Origin of the sequence: Sciscionella marina DSM 45152, assembly GCF_000379465.1 — a bacterium.
GTDB lineage: Bacteria > Actinomycetota > Actinomycetes > Mycobacteriales > Pseudonocardiaceae > Sciscionella > Sciscionella marina.
Genome location: NZ_KB905381.1, coordinates 799,039 through 820,762 on the forward strand (window position 1 = coordinate 799,039; position 21,724 = coordinate 820,762).

Sequence of the window (21,724 nt, forward strand, 5' to 3'; positions counted from 1 at the left end):
CGCTCAGCGGAAGGCGGCGAGGTTCTCGGTGAGGAAGGCGCGCAGGCTGCGTGGCGGGGTTCCGGTGATGGCGGCGACGTCATCGGTGCGCCACGCCGCATCGCCGTCGGCGATCAGGCCGAACACCTGAGCGTTGGAGCTCGCGACGGCCTCGGGAACGCCCGCCTCGATCATCGCCTCGCGGTGCTGCGCGGGGGAGATGCGGCGGTACTCGATCTCCCGGCCCAGCGCGTGGGTCAGCTCCTCGGCGACCTCGGTGTAGCCGATCAGTTCGGGGCCGGTGAGCAGATAGGTCCGGCCCGCGTGCTTTTCCGGCGTGGCGGCGCACGCCGCCGCGGTGGCACCGACATCGCGGGCGTCGACCATCGCGAACCGGCCGTCGCCTGCCGACATCGTGAATCCGGCCGTCTGCCCGATCGTCGGTGCGATGGCGAACAGGTTCTGCATGAACAGGTTCGGGGCGAGCAGCGTGTACGCGAGCCCGGTCGAGGCCAGGTGTGCCTCGATCCGCGCGTGGTCGCGGCGGCGCTCGACCGGGGAGTCGGCCGCGGCCTTGTGATTGGTGACCTTGACCAGGTGCGTCACCCCGTTGCCGACGGCGCTGTCGATGACCGCGATCTCCTGATCCGGCCGGGACGGGGTGACGAGCAGGACGGTGTCGACGCCGCGCATGGCCGCGTCGAGGGTCTCGGGCCGGTCGAAGTCACCGACGGCGATGTCGACCTCCGCCGCCTCCTCGTAGCTCGCGCGGGACGGATCGCGGACCAGCGCACGCGTGGGGTGCTGCCGCGCGGCGAGCATCCGGACCGCTTCCGCGCCGACTTTTCCGGTCGCTCCGGTGACCAGGATCATGACTCCGATCCTGCTCGCCCCGGCTTCTCGTGTGAAGAAGGCACTTGCCGGGTACGGAGGCACCGGATGGATACCGGCGGGAGCGCACGGACGCTCGGCTCCGCTACCGGCGATCGCCCATCATGCAGGGCTCGACCAGGTCCACGCCCGGGCGGATCCGGGCCGCACGAGCCAGCCTGCGCTGCGCGCGCGTCGGTTTGTCCGCCCAGGCCCGTGCCCAGCGGACCGCGAGGGCGGCGAGCGCGAGGCCGAGCAGTGTTTCGATCGCGAAGACGGCGAGGACGGTACTCATGCCTTCAGACTGTGCCCGCAGACCGTGAACGTCCAGGTTGACTTTTTTGTCAGTACCGTGAAGCATCGGCTACATGATCGATTTGCGCAGGTTGCACGTGCTGCGCGCGGTCGACCACTACGGCTCGGTGACCGCGGCCGCGCATGCCTTGCACTTCACGCCCTCGGCTGCCTCGCAGCAGATCCGCCAGCTCGGCAGGGAGCTCGGGGTGACCCTGCTGGAGCCCGCGGGGCGCAAGGTCCGGCTCACCCCGAGCGCGCTCAGCCTGCTCGCGCACGCCGATGCGATCCACGAACGGTGGGAACGGGCGGAGATCGAACTGCACTCCGAATGGCAGGAGGCGGCCGGACTGCTGCGGCTCTCCGCGTTTCCCACCGCGCTGTCCAGCCTGCTCGCGCCCGCCTGCGCGCGGCTGCGCGAACGGCATCCGCGGCTGCAGGTGCGGCTGCGTGAGGACCCGGTGCACGAGACCTTCAACCTGCTCTTCGAGGGTGTGGTCGAGCTCGGTGTGGTGGAGATGACCCCGGACAATCCCACGCTGGGGGATCCGCGGTTCGATCAGCGCCCGCTGCTCGACGACCCGTTCGACCTCGTGGTGCGCGCCGATCACGCGGTGGCCGGGCGGGACCGGATCGACCTGATCGAGTTGGCCGACGAGGACTGGATCGTGCCGCCCGAGGTCGTGCCGTGCCGGGCCCAGACGCTCGCGGCGTGCACGGCGGCCGGGTTCACCCCGACGATCGCGCACGAGGCCGTGGAATGGTTCGCCACCGGGGCACTGGTCGCGAACGGTCTCGGTGTGGCGCTCGTACCGCGCATGGTGCACATCCCGCCGCACCTGCCCGTGGTTCGCGTGCCGTGCGCGGGCAACCCCAGCCGCAAACTGCTCACCGCCACCCGCAGGGGAGCGCGCGGGCACCCGGGAGTCGCGGCCGCCGTGGAGATGCTCGAGGAGCTCGCCCCGACCGCGGTCGCGGAACCGTGAGTGTGCGGTGTCCCGCCTAGAACCCGAACTTGACGACTTTCTCCGGGAAGATGCGCACCGTGACCAGCGCGGCGCCGTCGGTCGGATAGTCCTTGCCGGTGTAGCTGTGCGCCAGCTCGGCGATCAGCTGATCGGCTCCTTGTTCGGTCAGCTTCGCCGTTCCGCGGATCTCCACCGCCTTGTACGGATCCTCGGCATCGGTGACCGCGAGGCTGATCCGCGGATCGCGGGCGAGATCGCGGCCCTTGCGCGCGTCGCGGCCGGTGACGAACACGACCGTGTCGCCGTCACGGCGCGCCCACACCACCGAGGACCGGGGCGCGCCATCGGGTCCGAGGGTGGCCACGCTCGGGAAGATCCGGCCGTCGAGCAGCGTACGGGTGGCTTCGTCGAATGGTGTCGTCATGGCAGTCACGGTAGCCGTCTCCGCGTTCGCGCCGCCGCCGTCTCAGCGGATGGTGCGGGGTTACCTAGACTGAGGCTCCTATGACTCGCGAAATCCGGGAATCCGCGCCCGCCGACCCACTGCGGCACCACGGGGATGCCGAGGCCGAGCCCGGCCTGCTCGATTTCGCGGTCAATGTGCGTGCCACCGAACCGCCGCGCTGGCTGCTCGACCGGCTCGCCGCCGAACTGCCCGGTCTCGCGCGCTACCCCTCGGCGCGGTACGAGGAAGCGGCCCGTGTCGCGGTGGCCGCGCGGCACGGCAGGGAACCGGAGGAGGTGCTGCCGCTGTCCGGGGCGGCGGAGGCCTTCGCGCTGCTGCCCCGGCTGCATCCGCGGCACGCCGTGGTCGTGCATCCCTCGTTCACCGAACCGGAGGCGGCCCTGCGGGCCGCGGACATCCCGGTGCACCGGGTCGTGCTCGAGGAGTCCGAGGGCTTCGCGCTGCGTCCCGACCTGATCCCGGACGAGGCCGACCTGGTCATACTCGGCAACCCGACCAATCCGACCGGGCGGCTGCACCACGACGTGGCCGAGCTCGCCCGGCCCGGGAGGCTGCTCGTGGTGGACGAGGCGTTCGCGGACGCCGTCGAAGGGGAACCGGGATCGGTTGCCGCGCAAGGCATTCCCGGGGTGCTCGTGGTGCGCAGCCTCACCAAGACCTTCGCCATCGCCGGGCTGCGGGCCGGGTATCTGCTCGGCGAATCGGAACTGCTCGCCCGGTTGCACGCGCACCGTCCACAGTGGCCGGTCGGAACGCTGGGCCTGGCCGCCATCGCCGAATGCGCGAGCGAACGGGCGGTCCGCGCGGCCGAGCTCGAGGCACGGGAGATCACCGCGGAGCGGGAATGGCTCACCGCCCGGCTGACCGAACTCGGAGTGCAGGTCTGCGAGCCCGGTGTGGCCCCCTTCCTGCTACTACGCGTCCCGGACGGGGAACGGATGCGGCTTTCCTTGCGGGACAAGGGGATCGCGGTGCGCCGCTGCGACACCTTCCCGGGTCTCGGCCCGGATCACCTGCGTATCGCCGTGCGCGAGCGGGCACTCGCGTCCCGGCTTCTCGAGGCCATGGAGGAGGAACTGTGCCGTTACTCGCCGAGGTGATCAGCGCGCTCGAACGGGCCTATCCGCCCGAACTCGCCGAATCCTGGGACGCGGTCGGGCTGGTGTGCGGTGATCCGGGCGCCGAGATCGAGCGCGCCCTGGTTTGCGTGGATCCGGTCGCCGAGACCGTCGAGGAGGCGATCGAGCGCGGGGCCGGACTGCTCGTGGCGCATCATCCGCTGCTGCTGCGCGGGGTGCACGGGGTGCCCGCGGACGACCCCAAGGGCGCGCTGGTGCACCGGTTGATCCGTGCGGGTGTCGCGCTCTACTGCGCGCACACGAACGCCGACGCGGCCGATCCCGGTGTCTCGGACGCGCTCGCCGCCGCGCTCGGGCTGCGGGTGACCGGTCCGCTCGCCGCGCAGGAGAACGGCCGCACCGGGATCGGGCGGATCGGCACGCTCGCCGAACCGGAGCCGTTCGCCGCCTTCGTGCGGCGGATCGGAGCCGCCCTGCCCGCCACCGCCTGGGGCGTGCGCGGGGCGGGGGACCCGGAACGGCCCATCCGCACCGTCGCGGTCTCCGGTGGCGCAGGGGACTCGTATCTCGGGCTGGCCAGCAAGCTCGGGGTGGACGCCTATGTGACCGCGGACCTGCGTCACCACCCGGTCGCCGAGCACCTCGCGGTTCCCGGGGCGCCCGCGCTCGTCGACGTGGCGCACTGGGCCAGCGAGTGGCCGTGGTGCGCACAGGCGGCCGACGTCATCCGCGACGCTGCGGCGGGTACGGTCGAGACCCTGGTGTCCGGACTGCGGACGGACCCATGGACGACACACGGCATACAGGAGGCGACACGGTGAAGGTTGACCCAGCGGTGCAGGCCCGGCTGCTTGATCTGGCCGAGACCGACGCCGAACTCGGCCGTATCGAGCACCGCAGGCGAAACCTGCCCGAGCTCGAGGCGCTCAGCGAACTGGAGACGACCCTGCGCGAGCGCCGGGATGCCGTGATCAAGGCTGAGACGGCGCTTTCCGATCTCGACGCGGATTCTGCCCGGCAGGAGAAGGACATCGACAGCGTGCGCGCCCGCGAGGAACGGGACCGCAAACTGCTCGATTCCGGGCTTCCCGGAAAACAGCAGACGGATCTGGAACACGAACTGGAAACGTTGCACCGCCGCCAGTCCGCGCTCGAGGACGATCTGCTCGAGCTCATGGAACGCCGCGAGGCCGTCGAAGCCGACGTCAAGCACAGCCAGGCCCAGCTGACCGCGACCGAGGAGGACATCGGCAAGGCGAACGAACGCAGGGACACCGCGCTCGAGGAACTGGACACCAAACAGGCGCGCCGCGACGAGGACCGCGAGCAGCTGCTCGGTGAACTGCCCGCGGAACTGGTCACGCTGTACGAGAAGGTGCGCGCGCAGCGGGGGATCGGAGCGGCCATGCTGCGCGCCAAACGCTGTGGCGCCTGCCGGCTCGAACTGGACCGCACTGCGCTCGCCGAACTGCGTGACGCCGCGGCCGACCAGGTGTGCCGCTGCGAAGAATGCGGCGCGATCCTGGTGCGCACCAAGGAATCCGGGCTGTGAGCACACCCGAATCCGCGAGTACGGGAACCGCGGCGCACTGGTCCGGGGCCATGGGTGACCCGCTGCGGCTGGTGCTGCTGCGGCATGGGCAGACCGAACACTCGGTGCGCCGCTGCTACTCCGGGCGCGGGGACCCGGGCCTCACCGAGACCGGGCTGCGCCAGGCCGAGGCCGCCGCGCGCAGGCTCGGTGAGCTCGACGGAGTCGCCGCGGTGGTCAGCTCCCCGCTCGGGCGCGCGAGCCAGACCGCCCGCGCCGTCAGCGAGGCCACCGGGGCCGCGCTGGAGATCGACCAGGGACTGGTGGAGCTCGACTTCGGCGAATGGGAGGGGCTGACCTTCGGCGAGGCCGCTCGGCAGTACCCGGACGAACACCGCGACTGGTTGCGCGATCCCAGCGTGCCGACACCCGGCGGGGAAAGCTTCCAACAGGTGCACGAGCGGGTGCTCACCAGCCTCGGGAACCTCATCGAGCGCCGCGGCGGTGAGACCGTGGTGCTCGTCAGTCACGTGACCCCGATCAAGACGCTGCTGCGCATCGGGCTCGACGCCGGTCCTTCGGTGCTGTACCGCTGCCACCTCGACCTCGCGGGCATTTCCCGGGTGGACTTCTACCCGGACGGCAATGCCTCGGTCACCCTGGTCAACGACACCGCGCACCTGCACTGACCGGCACGCTCACGCGCTGAGGTCGCGGCTCCGGTTCGCCTGGGCGGCCAGCTCCGCGGTCAGCCTGCCCGCCGCGCCGCGCACCGCGGCCTCGGCGTCCTCGCGGATCCTGCCGTCCACGGTGAGCACCCCGGTCTCCTCGACGAAAGTGCCCTCGAGCAGTCGGCCCGCCCCGCGCGCGGCGAGCAGCGGGCGCAGCGCGTACTCCAGCGCGACGACCCGGCCCTGTACGCCGCCGGTGGCCACGGGCAGCACCGGTTTGCCCGCGAGCGCGTTGCGCGGCAGCAGTTCCAGGACGGACTGCACCAGCCCGCTGTAGCCCGCGCGGTGGATGTGCGCGGCGACGACGAGCGCGTCGGCCCTGGTCACCGCTCGGATCGCGGCGGCGAGCTCGGGCGCTCCGGTCTGCCCGCCGAGCAGGGCGACCGTGGGCAGCTCCCGCGCGGACACCACGGTCACCGTGTGGCCGAGCTCGCCGAGTACGAGGGCGAGGCGGTCGAACAGGGCGGCGGGCGCGGACGCGGGCGCGGGTGCGCCCGCGAGCAGGGTCAGCCTCATCGCGGGGCTCCGATCGGTTCGGCGGCCAGTTCGCGTTCCTTCTCCCGCACGATGGGGATCACCGTCTTCCCGAAATGTTCCAGGTCTTCGAGGTAGTGCAGGAAACCGAGCAGGATCAGGTTCGCCCCGCGCCGCTTGTACTCGATGATCCGGTCGGCGACCTGTTCCGGGGTGCCGATGAGCCCGGTACGGAACCCGTCGTTGTACTGCACCAGGTCCTCGAAGCCCGAGTCCGCCCACATTCCCTTGCCGTCCCCGGTCGCCTGGCCGGCCTGGCGGACCGATTCGCGGAAGCCGTTCACCGCGCCGGTGTCGGCCTTGTCGACGATCTCCCGCAGCAGTGCGCGGGCCTGCTGCTCGGTGTCCCGCACGATCGCGAACCCGTTGAGCCCGATGCGCACCGCGTGCCCGTTCTGCTCGGCGTACCCGCGGACGTCGGAGACCTGTTCGGTGAAGCCCTCGAAATCTTTTCCGTTCGACAAATACCAGTCGGATACCCGGCCGGCGAGCTTTCGCGCGGCGGTCGAATTACCGCCCTGGAATATCTCGGGATGCGCCCTTCCGGGTACCTCGGCCGGTTGCGGGCGGAGGCTGAAATCGTTGATCCGGTAGAAATCGCCGCGAAAGGTGAAATTGGCGCCGGTCCACAACCCGCGGAGTATCCGGATGAATTCCTCGGTCCTGCGGTAGCGTTCGTCGTGTTCGAGCCACGGCTCGCCGAGTCCGGTGAACTCGTCTTTGAACCAGCCGGAGACGATGTTCACCGCGAAGCGGCCGCCGGAGAGCTGATCGGCGGTGATGCCGAACTTGGCGAGGATCCCCGGATGCCACAGTCCCGGATGCGCGGCCACGATGAGCTTGAGTTTCTCGGTCGCGAACAGCAGTCCGAGGCTGAACGCGGCCGGATCGTGCTGCTGGGCCGCGCCGTAGGAAGAGGCGTAGCGGACCTGGGAGAGCGCGTAGGAGAACCCGGAACGCTCGGCGAGCTTGGCGAGTTCGGTGTTGTAGTCGAAGCCCCAGTCGGTGCGCTGTTCGATGGTGCTGGTGACCAGGCCGCCGCTCACATTGGGCACCCAGTAGGCGAATTCGAGCGGCATGTCGAGGTATGGATTGGGTGCAGCGGTCATTGTTTTCCTCCGTTGCCGAATTGATTCCCTTTCCGAGATATTCGGTTCAGCGGCAGACGCCACCGGCAATACGGAGGAAATCGACGTATCGACGCCGGGTGAGGGGAATCATGATTCGCAGTAGAACAGCAGGAGGGCACCTCGGTCATCCGCGTCCATCCGGTGGGACGCTACACTCGGTCTGCGAATGAGTCGGCCGGGCGGCCGCGGCGCGCGGTGTTCACCGGCGTCGAGGAAAGTCCGGACTCCACAGGGCAGGGTGGTTGCTAACGGCAACCCGGGGCGACCCGCGGGACAGTGCCACAGAAAACAGACCGCCTTCGCGCCGCCGGTTCCGGTGGCCGCGGAGGTAAGGGTGAAACGGCGGTGTAAGAGACCACCAGCATCCCGGGCGACCGGGATGGCTCGGTAAACCCCACCCGGAGCAAGGCCAGACGCAGGCGGATGGCCCGTCCATGCCTGCGGGTAGGCCGCTGGAGCCTGTCGGTGACGGCAGGTCGAGATGGATGGCCGCCACCCGCGCGAGCGGGTACAGGATCCGGCTTACAGGCCGGCTCATTCGCCCAAGACCGTCCCCGGGCCCACCGGACCGAGCCGGACCGAGTCCCGGTGTGTCTCCGATCTCCGTGCGATATCGTGCGCTCCGCACGAACCGGGGCCGCCCCGGGGTCAGCGGCGCCGCGCTCGCCTGCGCGGATCGGCGGATGACTCTCAGTGGTCAAGATTCGATTGCGATGATCGGGTGACGAGCATTTCACTCTCACCCGGTTTCTGCCGATGATAGAGAAGGCTGACCATGCGCGCGCACCGAAGCGACTGGGCCAGGAGGTCGTTCACCGACTCGGGGCGACCCCCTTGCTACGCAAGGTTGCGACACGGTGTACTCGTGTGTGGCAGCGGCAGTACGGGACGCAATGCACGGGCAAACCGCCGAACGATGACCGGGAGCGCACGATGATCGCCAGAGTCCATGACCAGCTGAGCTCGGTTCTTGCGGCAGGTGAGCTCGGCACCGGGGGCATCCAGAACTGGATCGTGAACAACATGATCCCGCTGCTGCTGCTCGCGGTCGCGCTGCTGCTGCTGTGGATGGGTGGCGGGCGAGGTGACAACGCCGGTGTGATGAAGCGGCTCGCCGGGGTCTTCGTCGCACTCGGCATCATCGGCCTCGCCCTGACCGGAGCCGGGGTGCATGTCAGCGAATGGCTTGCCGGCCTGTTCACCACCTGACCCGATCCACTGGACATAGGTAGCGCTCAACGTGCAAGTTCGTACCGATGACGAGGTCTATCGGGTCGATGCCGTCTGGCTCGGCCCGCCCAAGGTCACCTTCCCGTGGCGCGCCCGCTACGTAGCCTGGGGCGTCGGGTTGCTGATGTTTCTGCTGGTGCTCGTCGTCGAGAAAGAGATCGGCATCGGCATCGGGTTCTTCCCGCTCGCCTGGGGCATGATCGTCACCGTGGTGCTCACCCGGCTGATCTGCGGCCGGATCACGCACGAACGCCCGCTGTCCGCGGTGCTGGCGATGGCCAGCCGCGAGCTCAGCTCTCCCCGTGAACGCACCCGTGCGACCGGGGGCGCGGCCAGCGCCGCCCGGGTCCGGGTCAACGAGGCACGGCCGCGCCCGAAACGAACCCAGCGAAAGGAAGGCGTGCACGGTGGCTAACCGGTCGCGACGCAAGCGCGGCGAAGCCCGGCTACCCGGCGAGCGGGCGATTCCCTCGTACACACCGTCCATCGCGACCAGGTCCATCGACGGGCATCTGGTGCGCAACGGTCAGGACGTGTACGCCTGGTACCGGCTCGCCCCGCAGCGCTGGTCGTTCCGCTCGGACTCGCAGCGCCAGGACCTCATCGCGGCCATCGCGGGCCAGTACTCGGAGCTGCAGGGCCGCTGGATGCATCTGCGGGTCACCACCCGGCCCTACCCGATCCGGATGTGGGCCGAGGCACACGTGCACAACGCGATCAACCGGCTCCCGGACACCGGCGGGGCGCTCAGCTTCGACGACTACCTGGTCGGGGAACAGCGCCAGCTGCTCGGCCGCTCCATGGCGGAGAAAGAGGTCTACCTGGGAGTCCAGGTGCAGACCCGCAACATGATGGACCGCGCGGTGGAACGCGCCGCCCCGGTGCTGCGCAAGGTGTTCCCCACGGCGATCGACGCCGAGCTCATGGCCCTGGACTCGGAGGTCGAACACCTGGACCAGGTGATCGGCTCCGCGGGCCTCGAAGGAGCCCCGGTCACCGCGGACGAGATGTCCTGGCTGATGCACCGCTCCTGCTCGCTCGGCCTTCCCGCGCCGCGCAGCCTGCCCGCGGTGCCCACCGGGTCCTGGGAACCCGAGGACCTGGCCAGCTTCACCGATGCGGCCGACTTCCACACCGAGCCCTATTCGCCCACGGTCACCGTGCGCGGGCGCACCGGTTCCAATGCCGGGGTGAGCAGGCATGTCACCGTGCTGAACGTCGGGCTCATGCACGGCCTGCAGATCCCGGAGATCGACGATCCCTGGGTGCAGCGTTCCGACCGGCTCGCCGCGCCCGTGGAGTGGTCCGCGCGCATCTACGTGCGCAAACCCGAGGATGTCTCCGGTGAACTGCAGCGGCAGATGAACAAGGTGCGCTCCCAGGTCCGGCACTACACCGACGAGCACGAGCTCGAGCCGCCGCAGTCGCTGGCCCGCCAGGCATCCCGGGTGCTCGAGATCGACGACGAGATGACCTCCGGATTCACCGCGCTGGCCACCCGGGTGCGCTCCTGGTGGCGGCTCGCGGTCTCCGGGCAGAACGAGCGCGAATCGCTGCGCCTCGCCCAGCAGTTGCTCGAGCTCTACAAACCGAAGGTGGCCATCGAGCACCCCGAGGCGCAGTACGCGCTGGCCCGCGAATTCATCCCGGGCGAGCCGCTGGCGAACTCCGCCTACCTGCGCCGCGGTTCGGTGGTGTGGCTGGCCTCCTCGGTGCCGACCGCGACCGCGGAGGTGGGAGACCGGCGGGGCATTCTGCTCGGTGAGACCTGCACCGCTACCCGGCGCCCGGTGGCCTGGGACCCGTGGATGGCCCAGGAGATCAGGGACGGGTCCGGGCTGACCGCCATGGTGGCCGGCCTCGGTGGCGGGAAGTCCTTCCTCGGCGGCGGGATCGTGTACAAGACGCTGCGCGCCGGGGCCCACTGGACGCTGCTGGATCCCTCGGGACCGCTGTCCAAACTGTGCGAGCTGCCCGAGCTGCGGCCCTACGCGCGGCCGATCAACCTGCTCAACGCCGATCCGGGGATCCTCAACCCGTACCGCGTCGTCGCCGAGCCGCAACTCGAGCACTTCATGGACGAGGAGGACCCGGAACGCGCGTGGCGGCGGGAGAAGGCGCTGACCGCGGCGACCAGGCGACGGCTCGTGCTCGACGTGCTCTCCGGCCTGCTGCCCTATGAGCTCGCCCGCCAGCCGCAGACCAGGATCGTGCTGCTGCGCGCGGTGCGCACGGTCGGCGGGCGCGCGGACGCCTCCCCGCAGGAGGTCTTCGACGCGCTGCGCCGGGACGCGTCCGAGCACCACGAACACGCGGTCGTGGTCGCGGACTTCCTCGACGAGATGCGCGAACGGATGTCGCTGCTCATCCCGGACCGGGACGCCGACCCGTACTCGGAGAGCCGGGACGACCGGCTGACCGTGCTGACCATGGCCGGGATGACCCTGCCCAAGGACGGCACCGGCCGCGAACACTGGACCGACGCGGAGGCGCTCTCGGTCGAGCTGCTCAACCTCGCCGCCTGGCTCACCCAGCGCTCCATCTACGACCAGCCCAAGGATCTGCGCAAGGGTGTGTGGATCGACGAGGCGTTCTTCCTCTCCGAGGTACCGACCGGGCGAGTGCTGATGAACCGGTTCGCCCGCGACTCCCGTAAGTGGAACGTGCGCGTGCTGCTGTCCAGCCAGGTCCCCGACGACTTCCTGAAGATGCAGGGCTTCGTCTCGCTGCTGGACTCGGTGTTCGTGGGCCGGCTGGACGACGAGAACGCCCAGTCGGACGCGCTGCGGCTGCTGAAGGTGCCGGTCGGCGCGGGATACGAGCAGGTCGTCGCCTCGCTCGGGCGCCGCCCCGGCGGGCAGAACCGCCAGATCGAGCGCGACTATGCGCCGCGCCAGTTCATCTTCGCCGACGGTGCGGGCGGGGTGGAGCGGATCCGGATCGACTTTTCCGGTGAACACCTGCAGCATCTGCGCGGCACCCTGGACACCACCCCGGGTACCCGGGAGCCCGCGCAGGTCGCGGAGGTGCCGCCGGAGGCGAGCGTCACCGAGCAGCTGCCCGGCCAGGAGCCGGGCAATCTGGACGCGGAGCTCGCCGCCGAACTCGATGTCGGGCTCGAGCACGAGTACCAGTACGACGAGGCCTATCCCGCCAACGGGCACAGAACCGCGAGTTCCTCGGCCCCGTGGCAGCGAAGCGGTGGTGGGGAACGCGGATGAGCGAGTCTGCGAGCGAATCGAGGACACCGCGCCTGGGCGAAGCGCCGAGCTCCCCCAGGGAGCGAGAGCATCTGAGCGAGCCTGCGAGCGAATCGAGGACACCGCGCCTGGGCGAAGCGCCGAGCTCCCCCAGGGAGCGAGAGCGATGAGTCCGGCGCTGATCGTGCTGCTTGTCGCCTGCGCATACGGCGCATGGCGGTTCTACCGGCACCGGCGCAAGGCCGGTCCGGCACCGCGCCCCGGGCGCCGGACCGGAAGAAAACGCAATCTGCTCGCCGTCGTCGGGATCGTGGCGGTGCAGCTGGTGCTGCTCACCCCGAGCGCGAGCGCGGCGGGCTGTGGCGAGGCCCCGAATCCCGAGCGCCCCGGTGCGGGCATGGTCGGCGCGATCGACCCGCCCGCGCTCGATCACGGCGATCCGATCAAGGGCAACTACGGCAAGTACGGGTATGCGGGTACGCGGTGGAACGTGTACCAGGCCCCGGCGACCCCGTGCATTCCCGACCCGACCGCGACCATCGACACCTGGGCGGGCAACCAGCTCTTCGACATGGGCAAGAACGTGGTCGGTGCGACGAACTCGCTGCATTACGCGATGCTCTCGCAGGACTCGATGCTTGCCCCGCTGGACGACGCCGTGGAGAACGGGGCGAAGACGTTCTTCAACAACGTCTACGTGCAGTGGTTCGGGGTCGCCGCGCTGATCCTGGCGGTGATGCTGTTCCGCTATATCTGGAACGGCGACCTGGCCAATATCGGGCGGCGCGGACTGTGGGCCCTTGCCGGGATGTGGCTCGCCGCCTCGGTGTTCACCGTGACCGGGGTGTACCAGACGATCGATGCCACGCTGATCAAGACCACCTCGCAGATCCAGGGCGGGTTCATCAGCGGCGAGGCTTCGAAGGATCAGCGCGACCAGTTGCCGAACTCGCTCTACGACAACGTGGTGTACACGAACTGGCTGCGCGGCGAGTTCGGCGATCCCAACTCGGACAACGCGAAGCGCTACGGCCCGCAGCTGCTCGACGACCAGGCATGGACCAAGACCGATGTGAGCTCGGCCAACGATCAGGCCAAGGTCGAGGCGAAGGCCAATGACTACAAGGCGCTTCCGGACAAGCTGGGCACCGACAAGGGCTTCTTCATGGGCACCGACGGGTCCCGCACCGGTTCGGGCTTCCTGGCGATGTTCCAGGGCTTTGCTTATGCCCTGTTCCAGTTGTTGGCGAAGGCGGCGGTGCTGCTCGCCCAAGTGCTGATCCGGATCCTCATCCTCGCCTCACCGCTGATCGGCCTGGTCGCGATGGTGATGCCGGACCTGCTGCGCAAGGTGGCCCGTGCCGCCGGTGCGGTGCTGTTGCTGGTGCTGGCCTTCTCCGCGATGGCCGGGGCGCACGCGCTGCTGCTGCAGCAGATCTTCGACGCCTCGAACAAGCTCTCGCTGATCGCCCAGATGTTGCTGGCCACCCTGATCACCGGGATCTTCCTGCTCATCGGCAAACCGGTGCGCCGGATGCGTCAGATGGTCGAGCTCGCGGTCGGCGGAAACGGCCTGGCGACCCCGTTCGGGCGCGGGCTGTTCAACCGGTTCCGCACAAGGGGCGGGGAGCATTCGGCGAGCCCGCAGGAAGCGTTCTGGGACAACGTCTCCGGTGCCGGCGAGGGGACCCCGGATGTCCCGTTGCTCGGCAGGGGAATGCGGGGCAGGCGCGGGCGTCCCGAGGGCGTGCACGGCGGGACGGCGGGTGCCGCGACCGGTGCGGCCGCCGGTGCCGCGGCGGGCATGATGACCGCGACCGCGACCCGGTTGGACACCGACAAGGCGGCCGAGCGCGCCAATGCGCTCGGTGCGCAGGCCCGCACGGGCATCGGCGGAATCGGTGCCGCGGCGGCCTATCCGGCCTATCGCGGGCCGAGCACGGCGCTGCTTCCGGCGGGCGCGAGCAGGGTCACCGACAGCTTCCCCACGGTGGATTCCGCATGGGACAACGACGAATCGGTCGTCGTGCCGTCCTCGGTCGTCACTCCGAGCGGCAAGCCGGTGACGGCCCGGGCGACCCAGCCGCGCGCGACCGAGCCCGAGCTCGTCGGTGGCGAGCAGGTCTACGTGCTCTACCGGCCCTCGCGCGGATTCGAGACCGGCGACGGGCACTCGGCCCGCGGCAATGGAAGGCAGTAAGGAGTAGCGGTGCCGATCAGGACCAACCGCGGGCGTGCCGCGGTCTATCGCAAGGTGTGGGGCTGGCCGCTGCGTTCGCCCGCCCACCTTGTCGGCGCCGTGCTCATCGTGGCCGTCGTCGCGGTCGCGATCGGCATCAGCATCGCCCGCGCGGGCGGCAACGACACGGGCAAGAAGCCGGAGCAGCCGCAGGGACCGGTCGCTGCGCCGAGTGTGCAGGTGAGCCAGCCGAGCATGGACGTGTCCGCGCTGCCGAACCGGATCACCGAGACCTCGCCGCTCGCATCGGCGCCGCCCGATCCGCGGGCGGTCGCGGTCGCCGAGCAGTGGGCCAAGGCCTGGGTGAACCATCCGCAGGGGGTCACCGGCCAGCAGTGGCTCGCCGGGCTCAAGCCGTTCACCACGCCCGAGTACCTGTCCCAGATGCAGTCCATCGATCCGGCGAACGTGCCCGCGAGCAAGGTCACCGGTCCAGGTAAGGCCGCGCAGTCCTACGCGGCCTCGGTGAACGTGACCGTGCCGACCGATGGTGGGGAACTGCGCATCACCGTGATCAAGGCCCCGCAGGGCTGGCTGGTCGCCGACTACGACAAGGGGTGAGCGGCCGGTGCGAATCCTCTTGATCGCCTTCGTGCTCGTCGCCGCCCTCGCGGCGGTCATCGTCGCGACCGGCACCGTCGGGCAGGTCGTCACCGGGGCGAGCGGGGCGGGCGCGGCCTCGACGCAATACAACATGTCCGCCTGCGATGCCTCGCTCGGACCGTTCAACGGCTCGGGTGACGGAGCCGGGCAGGCCGCCCAGCTCAATCCCGAGCAGCGGGGCAATGTGGCGATGATGATCAGCATCGGCAAGCAGCGGGAGCTGCCGCCGCTGGCCTGGCAGGTGGCGATCCAGGCGGGGATGACCGAGTCCGGATTGCGCAGCCTGGACTACGGCGACCGGGATTCGCAGGGCCTGTTCCAGATGCGCCCCTCGGCGGGCTGGGGCAGCCCGGCGCAGATCACCGATCCCGGTTACGCGATCAACAAGTTCTACAACGTGCTCACTGCGTTGCCGAACTGGAAGAGCCAGCGCCCAGGGGCCTCGGCCCAGGACGTGGAGCGTTCGGCTTTCCCGGACCGGTACAACCGCTGGGAGGCCATGGGTGCAGCGCTGGTCAAGAATGTCGGCCAGGTCGCCGATCCGACCGGTTGCGGGCAGTCCTTCGGGGACAAGCTCCCGCCGCCGACCGCGCTCGCCGGACGGGCCATCCAGTTCGCGCTCGGCCAGCAGGGCAAACCGTACGTGTGGGGCGCCACCGGAACCGATTCCTTCGACTGCTCCTCGCTGATGATGGAGGCGTTCAAGGATGCGGGGGTCCGGCTGCCGCGTACCTCGCGCGAGCAGTACAAGGCAGGTGCCATGCTCCCGGCACGCGACGCGAAGCCGGGCGACCTGCTGTTCTGGGCATACGATAAAACCAACCCCGCGACGATCCACCACGTTGCGCTCTACCTCGGCAACAACAAGATCGTCGAGGCCCCGGATGTCGGGTTGACCGTGCGTACCCGCGACGTCAACTGGAACTCCTCCGAACTCGTCCCCCAAGCCGTTCGTCCCGGAGCATGAGCAGCACCCGCTGGAAGGAGCAGCATTGTTCGGTCCCAACCAACTCCCGCGCCACGATGGGCCCCCCGCATCGAGCAAACCGTTCGCCGACTACCTCGACGCCCGTGATCTGCCCGGTGTGGACAAAGCGGGTTACGCGGTCATTCCCCGAACCCTTGCCGAGTCGATGCCGTTGCCCTGGCAACAGCAGATGACCGCGCTGCTCGCCGATTTCCACTCGGCGTTCGGGCACCTGCAGTGGCCCGTCTACAAGGTCGTGCCCTCCCGTACCGAGCGGCTGGTGGACCTCGACGAGGAACAGCTCGCCGAGGTCGGCATGATCGTCGAACTCGATCCGGACGGGGAACTCGTCTACCGCGACCGCGGCGGCAGGCGGATCCAGGACCCGGAGAACACCACGGTGCTCGTGTCCTGTCTCGATCCGATCCCGAACCAGAACCGGGTTCCCCGGCCGAGCGAACCGCCGATGCCGCCGCAGCCGCGGGGACAGGACAACAGGGGATGGCGCGGCCCCCGGCAGTGAGCTCGTTCGAGTCGGTCTCCACCTGGAGCCAGCCGGAGCCCGCACCGGCCTCGGTGCGGCGCTCCCGGTTGGTCGCCGAGCTGGCCGGGCGGATCGTGGCGAGTTCGCCCGGCAGGCTGCGGGTGGTGATCGACGGGCGTACCGCGGCGGGCAAGACCAGTTTCGGGCACGAACTCGCTTCCGCGGTGCGCCTGCTCGGCAGGCCGACCCTGCGGGCCAGCCTCGATGACTTCAAGAACCCGTGGCCGGAGGCGTTCCGGCTGGGCTACGACCGCACGAGCGGACCGGGCTTCTACCGCAACGCGTGGGATTTCACCGCGGCCCGGGAACTGCTGCTCACTCCGGCGGGCCCGGGCGGCAGCGGCGAGGTCGTGCTCTGCGCGCGCGATCCGCACACCGGCGCGGACCACGGCTCGGTCGTCGTGCAAGCACCGGAGGACGCCGTGCTCGTGGTGGACGGAGTGTTCGCCTTCCGCCCCGAGTACGATGAGTTCTGGGATCACCGCGTCTGGCTCGAGGTCGGTGCGGAGGTCGCGATCGAGCGCGGTATCGCCAGGGACACCGGGCTCGAGGGCGTCGAGGAGGCCACCCGGCTGCACCGGGACCGGTACCTGCCCGCCGAGGAGATCTACCTCGCCGAGATCCGGCCCGCCGAGCGCGCCGATTTCATCATCGACAACACCGATTTCGCGAACCCGGTACGGAAGTGAAGATGCGAGCCCGGATCGACGACCTCGGCGCGGCGGTGCTGTTGCCGGACAGCCCGGCCCGCGTGGTCTCGCTGGTTCCCTCGCTCACCGAGGCGGTCGAGGTGAGCCTGCCCGGACTGCTCGCCGGGGCCACCGACTACTGCACCCATCCGGAGGGACTGGCGGTGCCCCGGGTCGGCGGTTCGAAGTACCCGGTGCTGGAGCGGGTGTTCGAACTCCGACCCGATCTGGTGCTCGCGAACGCCGAGGAGAACCGCCCGCAGGAGGTGCGGGCCCTGCGGGACAACGGGATCCCGGTCTGGGTGACCGAGGCCGCCGGGACCGTTCCGCGTGCGCTCGCGTCGCTGCGCAGGATGTTCGCCGAGGCCTTCGCGGTACCCGCGCCGGACTGGCTGGAGCGCGCCGAGCAGGTGTGGGAGCACAGTGACCCGGTCCAGGCCAGGGCGGTGATCCCGGTGTGGCGGCGCCCCTGGGTGGTGCTCGGCAGCGCCACCTTCGCCGGGGATGTGTTGCTGCGCCTGGGAATCGCGAACGTTTACGCCGATGCCGAACAACGTTATCCGCGGCCGGGGCTCGAGGAACTGCGGGCCTCGGGCGCCGAACTGGTGGTGCTCCCGGACGAACCGTATGCCTTCACCGCAGAGGACGGGCCGGAGTGCTTCCCCGGGCTGCCCTGTGTCCTGCTGTCCGGCCGCCACCTCACCTGGTGCGGTCCCTCGTTGCTCGAAGCGCACGCACTCTTGCGCGAGCAGCTATCCTCACCGCTATGAACGCCGCGCAGTTCGGCAAGGAAACCTCGGGAACCGGGGCGTTCGTGCGCCAGGCGAACCGGTTCACCAAGCGGATCACGCGCGCGGGCACGGACGGATTCGTCCCCGAGCCCGGCCGCTACCGCCTCGTGGTCAGCCTCGCCTGTCCGTGGGCCCACCGGGCGGTCATCGTGCGTGAGCTGCTCGGCCTGCAGGAGGCGATCCCGCTCGCCGTCGTCGACCCGATCCGGGACGAGGGCGGCTGGCGGTTCACCCTCGACCAGGACGGGCGCGATCCGGTGCTCGGCATCGAGTACCTGTCCGAGGCCTATCTGGCCACCGATCCGGACTACACCGGCCGGGTCACCGTGCCCTGCCTGGTGGACACCACGACGGGGCACGTGGTCACCAACGACTTCCCGCAGATCACCCTCGACTTCGCAGGCGAGTGGACCGAATTCCACGCCCCGGGTGCGCCGGAGCTCTACCCCGAACCGTTGCGCGCGGAGATCGACGCAGTCGCCGAACCGATCTACCGCGATATCAACAACGGCGTGTACCGCTGCGGCTTCGCCACCTCCCAGGAACAGTACGCCGCCGCGTTCCACGAACTGTTCGCCGCGCTGGACAAGGTCTCGGAACGGTTGTGCCACAACAGATTCCTGCTCGGGGAACGGGTCACCGAGGCCGACGTCCGGCTGTTCACCACGCTGGTGCGGTTCGACGCCGTCTATCACGGGCACTTCAAGTGCAACCGGCACAAGCTCACCGAGATGCCGACCCTGTGGGCCTATGCCCGGGATCTCTTCCAGACTCCCGGATTCGGCGAGACGGTGAACTTCGATCACATCAAGCGCCACTACTACGGCACGCACGGACAGATCAACCCGACCGGGATCGTGCCGCTCGGCCCGGACACCGAAGGCTGGAACTCCCCGCACGGGCGCGGCTGAACGGCCGCGGGAATCGATCTCCTTCGTGATCGGTTGGCCTGGGTATGCCGAGCTTCGAGCACACTGCCCTTGCCGCGGGCACGACCTGGGTGTTCGCCGGGGACAGCATCACCCAGGGCGTCTACCACACCCACGGCGCCCGGTCCTGGGTCGAGCTTGTGCACGAACGTATCCGGTGGGAACTGGATCGCTTGCAGGACATCGTGATCAACTCGGGGGTGTCCGGCTGGCGGGTATCCGACGTCCGTGCGTCGTTCGAGCACCTGATCGGACGGTTCGCACCGGAGGTCGTGAGCATTTCCCTCGGCACCAACGACGCGAAGGCCGGAGCGGACGGCCTCGCCGAGTTTCGCCGCGGGCTCACCGATCTCGTCCGGCGTTCGGCGGATCTGGGCGCGCTGGTCGTGCTGCACACCCCGGTGCTGACGACCTCGGATGCCCCGGCCAACCGGCGCACCTGTCTTCCCGCCTATGCCGAACAGGTGCGCGCCGTTGCCGGGGAACAGTCCTCGTTTCTGGTCGATCACGAGGCGTACTGGAGGGAGCACTTCGACGGCGCCGCTCCGATTCCGTGGATGGACGACCACTCCCATCCCAACGCGGTCGGGCACCGGGAGATGGCCAACACGGCACTGCGGGCACTCGGGCTCGGCGAGCTCACCGAACGTCCTTGAGCGCCGGGGTGGTGCCCCGCGTACCGGAGGCCGTGCGGCGCTCCGGCACGCGGGAGTCCGATCATCAGAGGAAGGAATGCTCCGGCGCCGGGAACCGGTGCTGGCGCACATCCTCGGCGAAGGCCGTCGCCGCCTCGCTGAACACCCCAGCGAGATCGGCGTAGCGCTTCACGAACCGGGGCGCCTTGCCCCGGCGCAGGCCCATCATGTCCTGCCAGACCAGCACCTGCGCGTCGCAGTCCGGGCCCGCTCCGATGCCGACGGTCGGGATGTCCAGATCGGCGGTCACCCGCTTGGCCGCCACCGCGGTGACCATCTCGAGCACGGTCGCGAAGGCACCGGCCTCCTGCACCGCACGCGCGTCGTCGAGCAGCGCATCGGCCGCATCACCGCGGGCCTGCACCCGATAGCCGCCGAGGTTGTGCTCGGACTGCGGGGTGAACCCGAGATGGGCCATGACCGGGATACCGGCGGCGGTGATGGCCTCGATGTGCGGGGCGAAGCGGCGCCCGCCCTCGAGCTTCACCGCGTGCGCCCGGCCCTCCTTCATCAGCCGGATCGCGCTCGTCAGCGCCTGTTCCGGGGACACCTCGTATGAGCCGAACGGCAGATCCGCCACGACAAGCGAGGAACTGACCGCGCCGGTGACCGCGCGCACGAGCGGAAGCAACTCGTCCACGGTGACCGGGAGCGTGGTGTCATAGCCGAACACATTGTTCGCCGCGGAATCCCCGACAAGCAGCACCGGAATGCCCGCCTCGTCGAAAAGCGCGGCCGTGTAGACGTCGTAGGCCGTGAGCATCGGCCACGGCTCGCCCTGCTGCTTCCACTGGGCGAGGTGGTGTACACGTACCTTCTTGCGCCGCTTGCCCTGTTCGGAACCCGGTCCCTGGTCGGTGTTCGATCCCTGGCCGGTGCCCGAGCCATACGGCGCGGTTTCTTCCTGGTTCATTTCTGATGGCCCCTTTCCTCGAAGCCGGCATTGCCGGTCCCCGGGTGACATGGACTCTCTCAGCGTGACACGCTGCCGTGTTCCTGCCGCCGCGCTGCGATGAGCCTCACAGCGTCGAGCACCTGTCGATCGTCCGCCGATCACCTGCTGGGTGAATCAACCTTCGAAGGCGAGCCGGAAGACCGGGCAGCGTGCGGCGACCCCGGCCCAGCGTTCCAGGGAGTCCTCGGGGCCGATCTCGGTGAAGAACGCCCCGGCCTCGAATCTCCAGCGGCCCACATAGGCGCGCAGCACGGCCGGTTTCTCGGTGATCTCGGTGATCCCGCCAAGTGTCGGCGCCGCGAGCGCACTCGTTCCGGGACGGGCGGCGAGGGCGGCAGGCGACACTGTTCCGGTTTCCTAGCAGTGCTCCGTTCCGCGAACAGTGTTCTCATTTTGGAACAGCGGACTCGAAGGAGAACGGCGTTGCCAACGGTTCTGTGTGGGGCGGGAGGTCCTGCGAGGGAACGGGGAGGTCGAGGGATGCGGGGCAGGCGTACGTGTGTGCACCGCGCCGCCTCGTGAACACTGTTCTCCGATGCGAGCAGTGTTCTGCGCAAGGTGCCCGGCTGTGGCAGACTGAACCGCCATGACCGCGGTACAGACGGCCCGTGCGCGGGCGCGGGCGGAGTTGACCGGCCGGATCAAGGACGAGGCCCGGCGCCAGCTGGCGAGCTCGGGGGCGGACGCGCTCTCCCTCCGCTCGGTCGCGCGCGAGCTGGGGATCGCGGCCTCGGCGATCTACCGGTATTTCCCGAACCGGGACGCTCTGCTGACCGGGCTGCTCGTGGACGCGTTCAACGCGCTCGGTGCGGCGGTCGAGAAAGCCGCGAAGCAGTCGCCCCCGGTGCAGGAGCCGCGTATCGCCTGGCGGGCCGCCTGCGCGGCGGTGCGCTCCTGGGCGAAGCGGCACCCGCACGAGTACGCGCTGATCCAGGGCTCGCCGGTCCCCGGGTATCAGGCGCCGCAGGACACGATCGGACCCGCCGCGCGCACCTCGCTCGCGCTGCTGGGCGTGGTGCGGGACGCGCGCTACGCGGGGTGGATCGTCGAACCTCCGGAGGCGACCGCGCCCCGGGCCGGGTTGCACGAGCAACTTGCCCCGATCGCGGCCGCCAACGCCCCGGAGGTGCCGGTGGCGCTGCTGGCCCGCACGATGATCGCCTGGTCACAGTTGTTCGGCATGGTGAGCTTCGAACTGTTCGGTTCCCTCGTGGGCAGCGCCGAGTCGGCCGACGAGTTCTTCGACTACTCCGTGGAACGGATGGCGGATTTCCTCGGGTTCGTCGTCTGAGCGGTACCC

Annotated in this window: 24 protein-coding genes and 1 other RNA gene; 18 read left to right on the forward strand and 7 right to left on the reverse strand. The window is 69.7% G+C overall.

Features of this window, described 5'->3' with window-relative positions; all coding sequences use genetic code 11:
* Window positions 1–3: 3 nt before the first annotated feature.
* Together A37U_RS0109715 and A37U_RS0109720 are read right to left on the reverse strand one after the other, a co-directional pair.
* Complete coding sequence (locus A37U_RS0109715) at window positions 4–852, reverse strand: SDR family oxidoreductase (protein ID WP_020496441.1); 849 nt, start codon at window positions 850–852, stop codon at window positions 4–6.
* Window positions 853–955: 103 nt separating this feature from the next.
* Entirely contained in the window at window positions 956–1,144 is a 189-nt protein-coding gene (locus tag A37U_RS0109720; protein WP_020496442.1) for a hypothetical protein, read from the reverse strand.
* A gap of 73 nt (window positions 1,145–1,217) precedes the next feature.
* On the opposite strand from A37U_RS0109720, the gene A37U_RS0109725 reads away from it, so the two are divergent.
* Window positions 1,218–2,129 carry a LysR family transcriptional regulator gene (locus tag A37U_RS0109725; RefSeq protein ID WP_020496443.1) on the forward strand — a complete coding sequence of 304 codons (912 nt, stop codon included), beginning with the start codon at window positions 1,218–1,220 and terminating at the stop codon, window positions 2,127–2,129.
* 16 nt (window positions 2,130–2,145) lie between these two features.
* Here the strand turns inward: A37U_RS0109725 and A37U_RS0109730 are convergent, their stop codons facing one another.
* On the reverse strand, window positions 2,146–2,535 hold the full coding sequence (locus A37U_RS0109730; RefSeq protein WP_020496444.1) for a PPOX class F420-dependent oxidoreductase: 390 nt from the start codon (window positions 2,533–2,535) through the stop codon (window positions 2,146–2,148).
* A gap of 80 nt (window positions 2,536–2,615) precedes the next feature.
* Here A37U_RS0109730 and cobC point away from each other — a divergent pair, with 80 nt between their 5' ends.
* The 4 genes from cobC to A37U_RS0109750 are packed head-to-tail and all read left to right on the forward strand — an operon-like array spanning window position 2,616 to window position 5,876.
* Window positions 2,616–3,677: an Rv2231c family histidinol phosphate aminotransferase CobC gene (gene cobC, locus A37U_RS0109735; RefSeq protein ID WP_020496445.1), complete on the forward strand. Its 1,062-nt coding sequence runs from the start codon at window positions 2,616–2,618 to the stop codon at window positions 3,675–3,677.
* The gene (locus tag A37U_RS0109740; RefSeq protein ID WP_020496446.1) at window positions 3,656–4,477 is read left to right on the forward strand and encodes a Nif3-like dinuclear metal center hexameric protein; all 822 of its coding nucleotides are present in this window, start codon (window positions 3,656–3,658) and stop codon (window positions 4,475–4,477) included. Before cobC ends, A37U_RS0109740 begins: the two co-directional genes overlap by 22 nt.
* The gene (locus tag A37U_RS0109745) at window positions 4,474–5,208 is read left to right on the forward strand and encodes a zinc ribbon domain-containing protein (RefSeq protein WP_020496447.1); all 735 of its coding nucleotides are present in this window, start codon (window positions 4,474–4,476) and stop codon (window positions 5,206–5,208) included. Before A37U_RS0109740 ends, A37U_RS0109745 begins: the two co-directional genes overlap by 4 nt.
* Window positions 5,205–5,876: a histidine phosphatase family protein gene (locus A37U_RS0109750; protein ID WP_020496448.1), complete on the forward strand. Its 672-nt coding sequence runs from the start codon at window positions 5,205–5,207 to the stop codon at window positions 5,874–5,876. Before A37U_RS0109745 ends, A37U_RS0109750 begins: the two co-directional genes overlap by 4 nt.
* A 9-nt stretch (window positions 5,877–5,885) precedes the next feature.
* On the opposite strand, the gene A37U_RS0109755 is transcribed toward A37U_RS0109750, so the two are convergent.
* On the reverse strand, window positions 5,886–6,434 hold the full coding sequence (locus A37U_RS0109755) for an NAD(P)H-dependent oxidoreductase (protein ID WP_020496449.1): 549 nt from the start codon (window positions 6,432–6,434) through the stop codon (window positions 5,886–5,888).
* Window positions 6,431–7,561 (reverse strand): dimethylsulfone monooxygenase SfnG, encoded by a 1,131-nt coding sequence (gene sfnG, locus A37U_RS0109760; protein WP_020496450.1) that lies wholly within the window; start codon window positions 7,559–7,561, stop codon window positions 6,431–6,433. Before sfnG ends, A37U_RS0109755 begins: the two co-directional genes overlap by 4 nt.
* 188 nt (window positions 7,562–7,749) lie before the next feature.
* Between sfnG and rnpB the strand changes: the two genes are divergently transcribed.
* The 12 genes from rnpB (at window position 7,750) to A37U_RS43005 (ending at window position 19,430) form a co-directional block, all read left to right on the forward strand.
* An RNA gene (rnpB, locus tag A37U_RS48200) (RNase P RNA component class A) lies at window positions 7,750–8,123 on the forward strand.
* A 392-nt stretch (window positions 8,124–8,515) separates the two neighbouring features.
* Window positions 8,516–8,791, forward strand: coding sequence for a hypothetical protein (locus A37U_RS0109765; protein ID WP_051111603.1), 276 nt, complete (start codon window positions 8,516–8,518; stop codon window positions 8,789–8,791).
* 31 nt (window positions 8,792–8,822) lie between these two features.
* Window positions 8,823–9,227: a hypothetical protein gene (locus A37U_RS0109770; protein WP_020496452.1), complete on the forward strand. Its 405-nt coding sequence runs from the start codon at window positions 8,823–8,825 to the stop codon at window positions 9,225–9,227.
* Window positions 9,220–12,033: an ATP-binding protein gene (locus tag A37U_RS43000; RefSeq protein ID WP_020496453.1), complete on the forward strand. Its 2,814-nt coding sequence runs from the start codon at window positions 9,220–9,222 to the stop codon at window positions 12,031–12,033. Before A37U_RS0109770 ends, A37U_RS43000 begins: the two co-directional genes overlap by 8 nt.
* A 145-nt stretch (window positions 12,034–12,178) precedes the next feature.
* Window positions 12,179–14,212: a hypothetical protein gene (locus tag A37U_RS0109780; RefSeq protein WP_020496454.1), complete on the forward strand. Its 2,034-nt coding sequence runs from the start codon at window positions 12,179–12,181 to the stop codon at window positions 14,210–14,212.
* Window positions 14,213–14,221: 9 nt separating this feature from the next.
* Entirely contained in the window at window positions 14,222–14,812 is a 591-nt protein-coding gene (locus tag A37U_RS0109785; RefSeq protein WP_020496455.1) for a hypothetical protein, read from the forward strand.
* A gap of 7 nt (window positions 14,813–14,819) precedes the next feature.
* Window positions 14,820–15,821: a C40 family peptidase gene (locus A37U_RS0109790; protein WP_020496456.1), complete on the forward strand. Its 1,002-nt coding sequence runs from the start codon at window positions 14,820–14,822 to the stop codon at window positions 15,819–15,821.
* Window positions 15,822–15,846: 25 nt separating this feature from the next.
* The gene (locus tag A37U_RS0109795; RefSeq protein WP_020496457.1) at window positions 15,847–16,344 is read left to right on the forward strand and encodes a hypothetical protein; all 498 of its coding nucleotides are present in this window, start codon (window positions 15,847–15,849) and stop codon (window positions 16,342–16,344) included.
* The gene (locus A37U_RS0109800; protein WP_026197049.1) at window positions 16,341–17,054 is read left to right on the forward strand and encodes a nucleoside/nucleotide kinase family protein; all 714 of its coding nucleotides are present in this window, start codon (window positions 16,341–16,343) and stop codon (window positions 17,052–17,054) included. The genes A37U_RS0109795 and A37U_RS0109800 overlap by 4 nt, the downstream gene beginning before the upstream one ends.
* Before the next feature lie 2 nt (window positions 17,055–17,056).
* Window positions 17,057–17,824: a helical backbone metal receptor gene (locus A37U_RS0109805; RefSeq protein WP_026197050.1), complete on the forward strand. Its 768-nt coding sequence runs from the start codon at window positions 17,057–17,059 to the stop codon at window positions 17,822–17,824.
* Window positions 17,821–18,756, forward strand: a complete 936-nt coding sequence (locus A37U_RS0109810; protein WP_020496460.1) for a glutathione S-transferase family protein — start codon at window positions 17,821–17,823, stop codon at window positions 18,754–18,756. The genes A37U_RS0109805 and A37U_RS0109810 overlap by 4 nt, the downstream gene beginning before the upstream one ends.
* 44 nt (window positions 18,757–18,800) lie before the next feature.
* Complete coding sequence (locus tag A37U_RS43005) at window positions 18,801–19,430, forward strand: SGNH/GDSL hydrolase family protein (RefSeq protein WP_020496461.1); 630 nt, start codon at window positions 18,801–18,803, stop codon at window positions 19,428–19,430.
* 64 nt (window positions 19,431–19,494) lie between these two features.
* Here A37U_RS43005 and panB read toward each other — a convergent pair whose 3' ends face one another.
* Window positions 19,495–20,382 carry a 3-methyl-2-oxobutanoate hydroxymethyltransferase gene (gene panB, locus A37U_RS0109820; protein ID WP_020496462.1) on the reverse strand — a complete coding sequence of 296 codons (888 nt, stop codon included), beginning with the start codon at window positions 20,380–20,382 and terminating at the stop codon, window positions 19,495–19,497.
* 156 nt (window positions 20,383–20,538) lie between these two features.
* Window positions 20,539–20,769 (reverse strand): hypothetical protein, encoded by a 231-nt coding sequence (locus A37U_RS0109825; RefSeq protein ID WP_020496463.1) that lies wholly within the window; start codon window positions 20,767–20,769, stop codon window positions 20,539–20,541.
* Window positions 20,770–21,010: 241 nt separating this feature from the next.
* Between A37U_RS0109825 and A37U_RS0109830 the strand changes: the two genes are divergently transcribed.
* Complete coding sequence (locus tag A37U_RS0109830; RefSeq protein WP_020496464.1) at window positions 21,011–21,715, forward strand: TetR/AcrR family transcriptional regulator; 705 nt, start codon at window positions 21,011–21,013, stop codon at window positions 21,713–21,715.
* The last annotated feature ends 9 nt before the right edge of the window (window positions 21,716–21,724 follow it).